General features: G+C 41.4%; 8 protein-coding genes. 4 read left to right on the forward strand and 4 right to left on the reverse strand.

The annotated features are described in order from the left end of the window. Positions 1-91: 91 nt before the first annotated feature. Positions 92-1,435 carry an adenylosuccinate lyase gene (gene purB, locus PQ461_RS08800; RefSeq protein WP_274303385.1) on the reverse strand — a complete coding sequence of 448 codons (1,344 nt, stop codon included), beginning with the start codon at positions 1,433-1,435 and terminating at the stop codon, positions 92-94. 105 nt (positions 1,436-1,540) lie between these two features. Here purB and PQ461_RS08805 point away from each other — a divergent pair, with 105 nt between their 5' ends. The 4 genes from PQ461_RS08805 to PQ461_RS08820 are packed head-to-tail and all read left to right on the forward strand — an operon-like array spanning position 1,541 to position 8,094. Continuing rightward, entirely contained in the window at positions 1,541-2,161 is a 621-nt protein-coding gene (locus PQ461_RS08805; RefSeq protein WP_274303386.1) for a TetR/AcrR family transcriptional regulator, read from the forward strand. A gap of 4 nt (positions 2,162-2,165) precedes the next feature. Further along, positions 2,166-3,515, forward strand: coding sequence for a TolC family protein (locus PQ461_RS08810; protein ID WP_274303389.1), 1,350 nt, complete (start codon positions 2,166-2,168; stop codon positions 3,513-3,515). Between the two features lie 30 nt (positions 3,516-3,545). Beyond that, entirely contained in the window at positions 3,546-4,652 is a 1,107-nt protein-coding gene (locus PQ461_RS08815) for an efflux RND transporter periplasmic adaptor subunit (protein WP_274303391.1), read from the forward strand. Positions 4,653-4,677: 25 nt separating this feature from the next. Continuing rightward, on the forward strand, positions 4,678-8,094 hold the full coding sequence (locus tag PQ461_RS08820) for an efflux RND transporter permease subunit (protein ID WP_274303394.1): 3,417 nt from the start codon (positions 4,678-4,680) through the stop codon (positions 8,092-8,094). Between the two features lie 73 nt (positions 8,095-8,167). On the opposite strand, the gene PQ461_RS08825 is transcribed toward PQ461_RS08820, so the two are convergent. The 3 genes from PQ461_RS08825 to ruvB all read right to left on the reverse strand — a co-directional run bounded on the left by PQ461_RS08825 (position 8,168) and on the right by ruvB (position 12,458). After that, a complete protein-coding gene (locus tag PQ461_RS08825; RefSeq protein WP_274303396.1) occupies positions 8,168-9,022 on the reverse strand; it encodes a polysaccharide deacetylase family protein in 855 nt (284 codons plus the stop codon). 86 nt (positions 9,023-9,108) lie between these two features. After that, positions 9,109-11,397 carry a GH92 family glycosyl hydrolase gene (locus tag PQ461_RS08830; RefSeq protein ID WP_274303398.1) on the reverse strand — a complete coding sequence of 763 codons (2,289 nt, stop codon included), beginning with the start codon at positions 11,395-11,397 and terminating at the stop codon, positions 9,109-9,111. A 38-nt stretch (positions 11,398-11,435) separates the two neighbouring features. Next, on the reverse strand, positions 11,436-12,458 hold the full coding sequence (gene ruvB, locus PQ461_RS08835) for a Holliday junction branch migration DNA helicase RuvB (RefSeq protein ID WP_274303399.1): 1,023 nt from the start codon (positions 12,456-12,458) through the stop codon (positions 11,436-11,438). Positions 12,459-12,479: the final 21 nt, after the last annotated feature.

Consider the following 12,479-nt stretch of genomic DNA (forward strand, 5'->3'; position numbering starts at 1 on the left):
TTTCAGCAGCCTTTATTCGCGGCTATGTAACAAATTTAGGCAGTATTTTTATTTATCGGCTAATTTCCAATGGTTTTGACCTGTTAATGACTTATATCCCTGTATAATTTGAAGGTGTGATTTTTTTAAGTTCAGCCCGTACATCGTCACTTACATTTAGCGTATCAACAAAGCTTGCAATGGTAGCCGCATTAACACCCTGGTTGGTACGGGTAAGTTCTTTAAGTGCTTCGTAAGGATTTGGATAAGCTTCTCTGCGCAAAATGGTTTGTATAGCTTCAGCAACAACAGCCCAGTTATCTTCCAGGTCCGCACTTAAAGCGGCTTCATTTAAAAGCAGTTTATTTAAGCCTTTAATGGTTGACTTAATTGCAATAAGCGTATGCGCTACAGGCACACCAACATTACGTAATACCGTAGAATCCGTTAAATCGCGCTGTAATCTTGAAACCGGTAGCTTGGCTGCAAGATGCTCAAACAATGCGTTTGCAATACCTACATTACCTTCCGAGTTTTCAAAATCAATAGGATTTACCTTATGCGGCATAGCCGATGAACCGATCTCGCCCGCTTTTATCTTTTGCTTGAAGTAATTCATAGATATGTAGGTCCACATATCACGATCCAGATCAAGAATGATATTGTTAATGCGTTTTAATGCATCACATTGAGCGGCAAAATTATCGTAATGCTCAATCTGTGTAGTATACTGCGAACGGCTTAAGCCTAATACTTCATTTACAAACTGGTTTCCAAAGGCTTTCCAGTCGTAAGTAGGGTAAGCAATGTGGTGTGCATTAAAGTTGCCGGTTGCACCGCCAAATTTTGCAGAGAACGGGATCTGCTTTAATAACTCAACCTGTTTTTCCAGTCGCTCAATAAACACCTCGATCTCCTTGCCTAAACGGGTGGGTGAAGCTGGCTGGCCATGCGTATGTGCCAGCATTGGTATGTTTTTCCAGTCTGATGCGTATTGCTTCAGGATTGTAAGCAACTCATCAAAGGCAGGATAATAAACTTCAGCTAAGGCATCTTTAAAGCTTAATGGAATAGCTGTATTATTAATATCCTGTGAGGTAAGCCCGAAGTGAATAAACTCTTTGTGTGCAGAAAGGCCAAGCTCGTCAAATTTTTGCTTGATGAAATATTCAACCGCTTTAACGTCATGGTTGGTGGTTTTCTCAATGTCTTTAATTACCTGCGCATCGGCTTGGCTGAAGTTTTTATAAATGGCTTGTAACTTTTCTTTTAGGCTAACATCTAAAACAGGTAGTTGCGGTAACTGAAATTGCCCTAAAGCAATAAAGTATTCTATTTCTACCAGCACGCGATACTTTATTAAAGCATATTCAGAGAAATAAGCAGCCAGTTTATTAGTTGTGTTACGGTAACGTCCGTCTACAGGTGATATAGCAGATAAAGCAGTTAAATCCATTTTAAAAATTTGTGTAAAGTTAAAAAAACTATGAGATGAAGCAGTACGTATTTTCTGATGGAAACTTTGAAATCAAAAAATGTTTCCATAGTTTTGAGTCCGAATATGGAACATAGTGAAAGGATAATGGCTGGTGCGTCTGAACTTTTTTTGAGGGCGGGCATAAAAAGCGTTACAATGGATGACATTGCCAGGCACTTGGGCATGTCAAAAAAAACCATTTACCAGCACTTTGGCGATAAAAACGAACTGGTATTAGCTTTGGTTGAGCAGCGTATAAAAGAGGATGAAAAGCAGATGCGCGAAATAGTCAGCACTGAGGATAATGTGATAAGGCAGATGCTGGATATGATGAAGTGTTCGGAAGATATCGTATCTAAAATGAACCCTATTCTGATACATGATTTGCAGAAGTATCATCCGGAATCCTGGAAACTGATACAAAATTTTAAAGAAGATAATATTGTAAGCATAATGGAATGCCTGCTTAATAAAGGAATAGAGCAGGGTTATATCAGGCCTGAAATTGATGTGAGGATAATAGCGAGGATGCGTCTTTCGCAGGTAGAGACTGGCTTTGATAATACATTATTTCCTGTATCGGAATTTAACCCCTGGAAGGTACAGCAACAATTTTTAGAGCATTTTAATTATGGCGTTTGTACCATGGAAGGTTACAAGCTGCTTAAAGAATATCAAAACTTAAATCACTCAGTACATATATAATCACATGAAGCATTTATTTAAAACAGGTTTATTGTTATGCATAACCGCGATAAAAGGTTTTGCACAGCAGGCACCTGCAAGTAGCCAGACTTACAACTTTACACTGGCCGACTGCATCAACTATGCTTATGAGCACCAGGATAGTGTGAAGAATGCACAGCTTGATGTAAAAAGCGCAGAGTATAAAGTTAAGGAGACAACAGGCATCGGCTTGCCGCAAATTAACGGATCGGCATCATTGCTGGATTATGTTAAAATCCCAACCACGTTATTGCCGGGCGAATTTTTTGGTGCTCCTGGTACATTTATACCGGTTAAATTCGGTGTAAAATACCAGTCGTCTTTAGGGCTTGACCTTAGCCAGATCATTTTCGATGGCAGCTATTTGGTTGGTTTAAAGGCATCTAAAACTTATAAGGAGCTTTCGCAGCGCAATTACACACGCAGCAGGATAGAGGCTAATATGCAGGTAACTAAAGCTTATTATCAGGTATTGGTAAGTAATGAGCGTATTAAATTACTGGATGCCAACATCAAACAGCTGAAAGAGCAGGTTGACCAGACTACAGCTCAAAACAAACAGGGCTTTGTAGAGAAGATTGATGTCGACCGCATCACCGTTCAGTACAATGACTTGGTGACTACACGCGAAAACACCATCCGTTTACTGGCACTTAATTACCAGATGCTAAAGTTTCAAATGGGTATGCCAATAGATGCGGAATTATTGCTGAAAGACCGCCTGGAAGATATCAATCTTGATGAAAGCACTGCAGCAGTAGCATCTGACAGTACAGCTTATAAAAACCGTATCGAGTACAACCTCATCCAAACCCAGCTTGAACTGAATAAGCTTGACCTGAAACGTTACCAGTCTAAATACCTACCATCATTAGCTGGTGTTGCTAACTATACATCCTCATACCAGGATAATAAATTCAATACCTTGTATTCGATGCAGTTTCCGTCGAGCTATATTGGCTTGCGTTTAACGCTGCCGATTTTCACAGGTTTCCAGCGCAGCAACCAGGTTAAAGAAGCCAAAATTGTGGTTCAGAAAACGCAGAATGATATTGAGAACCTTAAAAACGGACTTAATCTGCAAGCTAATGCGGCACGCATTACTTACTTAAATGGTTTGCAAAGCTTAAACAACCAGCGTAAAAGCCAGGAAGTAGCGGCCGAAGTATTGCGCGTTACCCGTATTAAATACCAACAGGGAGTTGGATCAAGCATTGAGGTTACGCAGGCAGAAACAGCACTTGTGCAGGCAAACGACAAATACATACAGGGATTATATGATGCGCTGATCAGCAAAGTTGATCTTGACAGGGCATACGGAAAATTACAATAACAGATAACCAGACCACACAGATATAACGCAATGAAAAAACTATTATACACCACAGCGGCTCTGATTGCACTTTCTGCCTGCAACAACAAGCCGAAAGACCCAAAAGCAGAACTGGCCAGCCTTAAAAAGCAGCAATCTGAAATCAATGCTAAAATTGCTGCGCTTGAACAAAAAACAGGCGGGCAGGATTCGTCAAAAGTTACTGATGTAAGCGTAGTTGAGGTTAAGCAAGGCAGCTTTACAAATTATGTGCAGTTGCAGGGCAGCATTTACGCACAGGATAACGTAACAGCTTATCCGCAATCGCCGGGTACTATCACTAAAATTAATGTAAAAGTAGGGCAGCATGTAAGCAAAGGACAAATTTTAGCCCAGCTTGATGATAATGTGTTACGCCAGAACATTGCTCAGGCAGCTACACAGGTATCGCTGAACAGTACGCTTTACCAGCGCCAAAAAAATCTTTGGGATCAAAAAATTGGTACGGAAGTGCAATTCCTTCAAACCAAGACTCAATACGAGGCAAGTCAGAAACAATTAGCTGCTTTAAAGCAACAGGCTGCTATGTATACTATTAAGGCACCGATAAATGGCACAGTTGATCAAATGGATCTTAAACTTGGCCAGGTTGCACAACCGGGACAAACAGGTATTGTAATTGTAAATGCAGATAACCTGAAGGTGAAGGCAAATGCTCCTGAATCTTATTCAGGCCGTATTAACCAAGGCGATAACGTATTGGTTGTATTGCCCGATGCTGCCGATTCGCTTACAGCTAAATTAAGCTTTGCCGCTAAGGTAATTGACCCTGCTTCGCGCAGCTTTGCTATTGAAGTTAAACTGCCTTCACGCAAAACGCTTCGCCCTAACATGACTGCAGTTTTAAAAATCGCTGATTACACCAATAAAAATGCAATTGTAGTGCCTTACAAAGCTATCCAGCGTTCGGAGCAAGGCGACTATGTGTTTGTTGATAACAACGGAGTAGCAGCTAAAAAGGTAGTCAAGATAGGTAGGACTTATGGTGGCAGTGCCGAAATACTTTCGGGTATTGCAGCGGGGGATAAACTGATCACCGAAGGTGCTACCGAAATTGAAGACGGCGACAGAGTAAAAGCCGTTTCAGATAATAATTGATCTTTTTAACACAACCAGATTTAAAATGAAAGATCTACAAAAAGAATTTGGCCCGTCGAGCTGGGCAATTGACAACAAAACGGCAATATATGCTATGGTTGTGCTGTTGACCTTGCTTGGGCTGGTAAGCTATAACAGGCTGCCGAAAGAGAACTTCCCTGACATTGCGCAGTCAAAGGTTTTTATAACCACACAATATCTCGGACAATCGCCTCAGAACATCGAGACATTGGTAACCAAACAATTAGAAAAACAATTTAAGTCGCTTAAGGGCTTAAAAAAGGTTACTTCTAATACACAGCAAAACGTATCTATTATCACTGCGGAGTTCAATGCCAACATCGATATAAAAGATGCTAAACAGGATGTAAAAGATGCGGTTGATAAGGCTAAACAAGATTTACCGCAGAATGATAACAACCTTAAAGAATCAGTTATATCTGATATTAACGTGGCGGATCTTCCTATACTTTACATTAATATTTCAGGGAACTATGACCTGAAAAAGCTGAAGGAGTATGCCGACAACCTGAAGGATGATATCGAAAGCATGAAAGAGATATCTAAAGTTGACGAGGTTGGTGCCTTAAAGCCTAACATCCAGATCAACGTTGATATTACTAAAATGACTGCTGCACAGGTTAGCTACAATGATATCATCCAGGCTATCGGGAATGAAAACGTAATTTCTTCTGCCGGTGCATTGGTTAATGATGGTGTACAGCGTGCAATAGATATTAAACAGGATTTTAAAAGCGCCGATGAGGTTGCTGCAATGGTAATCCGTAATCCTGCCGGTAAAGCTGTTTATCTGCGCGATATTGCCGATGTAAAGGATGGTTTTCAAGATCAGGAAAGTTTTGCGCGTTTGAAAACGCCTAATAATCCAAACTTTAAAAACGTAATTACCCTTAACGTAAGTAAACGTTCGGGTGAAAACTTAATTGAAGCGTCAGACAAGATCTATGACCTGATCAAACTAAAACAAAAAACAGTTTTCCCTAAAGGTCTTGATATTACTGTAACAGGTGATCAATCTGATAAAACACGTTCAACACTGAACGATTTGATCAATACCATTATCATTGGTTTTATACTGGTAACCATTATCCTGATGTTCTTTATGGGTACTACCAACGCCATATTTGTGGCGTTGTCGGTGCCTCTGTCATGTTTTATTGCTTTCCTGGTAATGCCTGCCATTGGCTTTACGCTCAACATGATCGTGCTGTTCTCTTTCCTGTTAGCATTGGGGATAGTAGTGGATGATGCAATTGTGGTGATTGAGAATACGCACCGTATTTTTGCCAATGGTAAAGTGCCTATTAAACAAGCTGCAAAATTAGCAGCAGGAGAGGTGTTTCTTCCGGTATTATCAGGTACCATGACAACACTTGCGCCGTTTGTGCCTTTGGCTTTCTGGAACAGTTTGATCGGGCACTTTATGTTCTTCCTGCCAATTACACTGATCATTACCTTATTAGCTTCATTACTGGTTGCATATATCATTAACCCTGTATTTGCGGTTGATTTTATGAAGCCACACCATGATGGTGAGCATGAGAATCCAAAGTTTGACAGCAAGGTTAAACGTACCACTATTGTAATGGTTGTAATAGCCATACTTGGCTACTTCATCAATCGTGGCGTAGGAAACTTTGTGTTGTTTGCGTTAGGGCTTTACCTGTTAAATCATTTTGTGCTATTAAAAGTGATTGACAGGTTCCAGAAAAACTCATGGCCTAAGTTTCAGAGCTGGTATGCAAGGTGGCTTGAAAAAGCAGTTAGAAATCCGTGGTGGGTATTGGGTAGTGTAATCGTGCTGTTCTTTGTAAGTATTGCATTTACTATTGTAAGTAACCTTAAAGTTGAACAGTTCCCATCCGGCGACCCTAACTTTGCTTATGTATATGTGACCATGCCTATTGGTACCGATCAAAATTATACAAACGATGTTATTGAAAAGCTGGAGAAGCGCGTTGCTAAAGTTGCCGAGCCTGATAAGGATGTGATCTCATCTATTATTTCAAACGTTTCGGTAGGTGTAACCGACCCTACCGATGAGGATCAGGGTACCTATTATAACAAAGGTAAAATAACCGTTGCCTTTGTGGAATTTGCAAAAAGGCACGGTAAAGATACTAAAGCCATATTGCAGCGCATTCGTGAATCTGTACAAGGGGTACCTGGGGCACGCATTTCAGTGGCGCAGGAAAACTCTGGTCCGCCGGTACAAAAGGATATCAGTATAGAGATTACTGGCGACAACCTGGATACGATTGTGCGTACTGCCGACAGGATGAAGAAGTTCATTGATGCACAAAAAATTACAGGTATTGAAGGCCTTACTGCCGATGTGCAGAACGACAAACCTGAAATTGTATTTGATATAGACCGCGAACGTGCAAACCGCGAAGGTATTAGCACTGCTCAGATCAACGCTGCCTTATTTACCTCTGTTTATGGTTATAAAGCATCTGATTTCAGGAATACTAAGGAAGATAACTATGAAATAGATGTGCGTGCCAATGAACAACAGCGCTACAATATTGATCTGCTGAAAAATCTGAAGATGACCTATCGCGATTTAGCGACAGGTGGGGCTATACGCCAGGTACCGATCTCGGCATTTACCGATATCAGGTATACGAACACCTATGCTAATATTAAGCATAAGCAATCCAGAAGGGTGATTACTTTGGGTTCAAACGTTATTAAGCCAAATAATCCAACTGAAATCAATACAACGATAGACCGCTCGCTTAAAGGATTCAAATTCCCTGAAGGTGTGTCTTATAAGATGGGTGGTGCACAAGAAGATCAGATTGAAACGGCTACTTTCTTAGGTACTGCGCTAATGATCTCTTTCGGATTGATATTAATTATCCTGATTGCTCAGTTTAACTCGATTGGTAAAACCTTTATAATCCTGAGTGAGATATTCTTTAGTATCATCGGGGTATTACTGGGCCTGAGTATCTTCCACATGACGTTCTCTATCGTAATGACCGGGGTAGGTATCATTGCCCTTGCCGGGGTAGTGGTACGTAACGGTATACTTTTGGTGGAATTTACGGACATTGTGATGGAGGAAACTCATAACCTGCATGATGCTGTGGTAGAAGCTGCCCGTACACGTATGACGCCGGTATTGCTTACTGCCAGCGCTGCTATAATGGGCTTGATACCATTAGCAGTTGGCTTTAATATTGACTTCGTTGGTTTGTTTACCGACTTTAAACCACACATTTTCTTTGGTGGTGATAACGTAGCTTTCTGGGGACCGCTATCATGGACAATGATCTTCGGTCTGGGCTTTGCAACCCTGATCACTTTGATACTGGTACCATGTATGTACATCATCAGGGTACGCCTTAAACAACGTTTCTTTGGTAAAAAGAATGCTGATATTGAGCATACAGAAACTGCACATACAGCATAATATAAAAAGCAGTATAAAGCAAAAGCGCCGGCTGATTCCAGCCGGCGCTTTTCTTTTATTTATCTTATTAGAGTTAGAAACTATTTCTGATACTGTTACTTAGTGTTTTTGTACTCCAGTAACCACTATCCAGAATACGGCGAACCGTCATTAATGGATCATTAGGATCACGCTTATCAGCTAACTGGAAAGCAATCAAAAAGCCGCGTTTGTGTAATTCAGGCAAATTCTGCTCGTTCCATAAACCAAACGGATAAGCGAAGTATTTGATTTTTTTACCAGTGATTTCTTCCAGCTTTTTGGTTGGCTTATCAAGTTGTATCTCCCAGTCTTTACCGGCAAACTTTTTAAAGTTGTGGTGATCCCAAGTGTGGCTGCCGATTACATTGCCTTCATCAGATAATTGTTTCACCTGCTCTTTGCTCATATAATGCGGGCGGCCTAAAGATACCGTCATGATGAAATAAACACCTTTAAAGCCATACTTTGCAAGCGTAGGGCGGGCAATGGTAAACTGATCAAGGTCAGTATCATCAAACGTAAGCATAATAGGCTTGCTTGGCAGTGGTTTGTTAAATGCTAAATAAGCATAAAGCTGATCTGGCAAAATAGTATGGTAACCACTGTCGGCAAGCATTTTGATATGATCTTTAAATGCCTGTACCTGTACAATGTAGTCTTTTGCACCTTTTGAATCTGTAGACTTCCAGTCGCGTATCTGGTGCCAGCATACCACCGGAACTTGTTTACGCGTCATAATTTCGGCGTTTGATGCTGGTTTGCCTTCAGGAATTTTAGTTTCTACCGTGGTTTCAGTTTTAACTGTTTTTGTTTCAGTAGTAGCAACATTAGTGTCCGTAGACTTTTGCTTACAGGCAACTGTTGCAAGCATGCAAAGGGGTAAGATAGATGACAGTACTTTAGACATAAAAATTTGGATTTAGCAACGGCGAAAATAATACAATCTATGAACTATAAGTGAACTAATTTATGCTTACCCCTTTATATCAGCAATTATTTATCGTTAAGCGACATTGAATACGGAACATCAGTTGGTTTTGTACCACGGGTTTTGTTAGGCTGTGCTGTCATATTAAAATTAAGTACCGCACCATTTAATAATCCCGAGTGGCTTAACCAGTTTACACCGTAAGGTTTGCCATTTAATGTTAGTGATGATACATATTTGTTATCGGCACTGTTTGCAGGCGCATTAATAGTAACCGTTTTTCCATTTTCTAAATGCAAAACGGCTTTCTTAAATAATGGCGCACCTAAAACATATTGATCTGTAGCCGGGCAAACAGGGTAGAAGCCTAATGACGAGAATACGTACCATGCAGAAGTTTGTCCGTTGTCTTCATCTCCGCAATAACCATCAGGTGTTGGTTTGTATAAGCGGTTCATCGCTTCGCGTACCCAGTATTGAGTTTTCCAGGGCTCGCCACCGTAGTTATACAGATAGATCATGTGCTGAATAGGCTGATTGCCGTGTGCATACTGGCCCATATTCATGATCTGCATTTCGCGGATCTCATGGATTACACCACCATAATAGCTATCATCAAATATTGGTGGGATGATAAACACCGAATCAAGTTTGTTCACAAATTTCTGACGGCCACCCATCAGGTTAATTAAACCATTCATGTCATGGAACACTGACCATGAGTAATGCCAGCTGTTACCCTCTGTAAAGGCATCACCCCATTTTAACGGGCTGAAAGGTGTTTCAAAGCTGCCGTCTTTATTTTTGCCACGCATTAAACCTGTTTGAGGATCATACAGGTTTTTGTAATTCATGGCGCGTTTTTTATAAATGTCGAGTTCTGCCTGCGGGCGGTGCAATGCTTTACCTAATTGATAAATGGTAAAGTCGTCATAAGCATATTCAAGCGTACGTGCTGCGTTTTCGTTAATTTTTACATCATAAGGTACGTAACCTAACTCATTGTAATATTTAACACCAGCACGGCCAACTGCACTGATCGGGCCTTCGTTATTAGCGCCATGCAATAATGCTTCGTACAGTTTATTGATATCATAACCGCGAAGGCCTTTCATGTAAGCGTCAGACACTACCGAAGCCGAATTGTTGCCAACCATAATATCAGCATATCCCGGGCTTGACCATTCAGGCAACCAACCGCCTTCTTTATAATCATTGATCAGGCCTTCCTGCATTTCCTTGTTAATAGAAGGATACATCAGGTTAAGGAAAGGATATAATGCTCTAAACGTGTCCCAAAAACCTGTTCCAGCGAACATATAACCCGGAAGTACTTTGCCATTATAGGGGCTCCAGTGTACGGGCTTGCCTTGTGCGTCAACTTCATATAATTTGTTAGGGAAGAAAAGCATGCGGTAAAGGCATGAGTAAAAGGTACGCATCTGGTCAACAGAGCCACCTTCAACACTGATGCGGCTTAAGGTTTTGTTCCAGATACTGCGTGATTTTTGTTCGGTAGCATCAAAGCCGTCATTTCCAACTTCGCGTTTCAGGCTTAATTCTGCTTGGTCAAAGCTGATGAATGATGAAGCTACTTTTAAATGCACCTGTTCGCCTTTGCGTGTTTTAAAGCCGATAACTGCACCTACGTGTTTGCCAGAAAGCTCTAAAGAATCGTTTGAAAACGTTTTATCATGCCAAGTTCTTGAAATGGTGATTGGTTTATCAACGTAAATAACAAAGTAGTTTTTAAAGTTAGTCAGCTTGCCGCGGGCGTATTTGGTGGTATAACCAATGATCTTGCGTTGCTCGGGGAAGATTTTTACATAAGAGCCCCTGTCCAAAGCATCTATTACAATAAATGAGCTGTCATTTTTAGGATAAGTGAACCTGAATTGCGCTGCTCTTTCAGTAGTGGTCAATTCCGTAGTAACGTCATGATCTGCCAGGTAAACGCTGTAATAATAAGGTTTTACCACTTCAGCTTTGTGGCTAAACCAGCTTGCACGGTCATTTTCCTGGAATTTCATGCTACCGGTAACAGGCATAATGGCAAACTGCCCATAGTCATTCATCCACGGTGATGGTTGGTGGGTTTGCTTAAAGCCACGTATTTTGTCGGCATCATAGGTATACATCCAGCCGTCGCCCATTTTACCGGTTTGTGCCGACCACATGTTCATGCCCCAGGGTACACCAATAGCGGGGTAGGTGTTACCGGTTGAAAGGTCAACCTTTGAAAAACTACCCATTAGCGGATTGACCCATTCGGCGGGTTCATCAACGTGATTAACTAATTGCGCAAAAGCGCTGGTGCAGAACAGCACCAACAGAGGAAAAATAAATTTTTTCATTTCAGGATGTAAAGTTCCCGAAAATAGAAAATATTTGATTAAAAAAGCGTTGCAGTACCGCCCGGTCTTAAAATTCCCAAATGTTTGTAGGCAAAGTCGGTAACTTCACGTCCGCGGGATGTACGCATCAGGTAACCTTCCTGTATCAGGAAAGGTTCGTAAACTTCTTCTATAGTGCCTTCATCTTCGCCAACGGCAGTGGCAATAGTTTTTAAACCAACAGGCCCGCCCTTAAATTTTTCGATGATGGTAACCAAAATCTTATTGTCCATTTCATCAAGGCCATGCTCATCAACATTTAATGCGCTAAGTGCATACTGGGCAATGTCTGTATCTATACTGCCATTCCCTTTAATCTGTGCAAAATCGCGTGTGCGCCTCAATAGCGAATTGGCTATACGCGGGGTACCCCGGCTCCTTCTGGCAATTTCGTAAGCACCCTCATCAGTAATAGGAGTTTTAAGTATATCTGAAGATCGTAATACGATAGTAGTTAATAATTTTGCATCATAGTATTCAAGTCTTGAATTAATGCCAAAGCGCGCACGCAGAGGGGCTGTAAGCAAGCCCGAACGCGTAGTAGCGCCTACTAAAGTGAACGGATTTAAAGAAATCTGTACCGAACGGGCATTAGGACCCGACTCCAGCATAATATCGATCTTGAAGTCTTCCATGGCCGAGTAAAGGTACTCTTCAACCAAGGGGCTTAAACGGTGAATCTCGTCGATGAATAAGATGTCGCCAGCTTCAAGATTGGTAAGCAAACCGGCAAGGTCGCCGGGCTTATCTAATACAGGCCCTGAAGTGATCTTAATGCCAACGCCCATTTCATTGGCAATGATGTGCGAGAGGGTGGTTTTTCCCAATCCCGGAGGGCCGTGTAAAAGCACATGGTCAAGCGCCTCGCCGCGTAAGCGGGCTGCCTGAACAAACACACGCAGATTAGCCAATATTTTCTCCTGACCGGTAAAATCTTCAAACGCCTGCGGACGAAGCACTTTTTCAATGTCTCGTTCAGTCGCTGATAAACGCTCGCGTTCAGGATTAAGATTCTCGTTCATTTGCCAACGAAATTAGCATTT

Source organism: Mucilaginibacter sp. KACC 22063 (genome assembly GCF_028736115.1).
GTDB lineage: Bacteria > Bacteroidota > Bacteroidia > Sphingobacteriales > Sphingobacteriaceae > Mucilaginibacter.

Bases quoted from the DNA above. Each gene is read 5' to 3' on its own strand.
- purB (WP_274303385.1), bottom strand. From the start codon at position 1,435: ATGGATTTAACTGCTTTATCTGCTATATCACCTGTAGACGGACGTTAC.
- PQ461_RS08805 (WP_274303386.1), top strand. From the start codon at position 1,541: ATGGAACATAGTGAAAGGATAATGGCTGGTGCGTCTGAACTTTTTTTG.
- PQ461_RS08810 (WP_274303389.1), top strand. From the start codon at position 2,166: ATGAAGCATTTATTTAAAACAGGTTTATTGTTATGCATAACCGCGATA.
- PQ461_RS08815 (WP_274303391.1), top strand. From the start codon at position 3,546: ATGAAAAAACTATTATACACCACAGCGGCTCTGATTGCACTTTCTGCC.
- PQ461_RS08820 (WP_274303394.1), top strand. From the start codon at position 4,678: ATGAAAGATCTACAAAAAGAATTTGGCCCGTCGAGCTGGGCAATTGAC.
- PQ461_RS08825 (WP_274303396.1), bottom strand. From the start codon at position 9,022: ATGTCTAAAGTACTGTCATCTATCTTACCCCTTTGCATGCTTGCAACA.
- PQ461_RS08830 (WP_274303398.1), bottom strand. From the start codon at position 11,397: ATGAAAAAATTTATTTTTCCTCTGTTGGTGCTGTTCTGCACCAGCGCT.
- ruvB (WP_274303399.1), bottom strand. From the start codon at position 12,458: ATGAACGAGAATCTTAATCCTGAACGCGAGCGTTTATCAGCGACTGAA.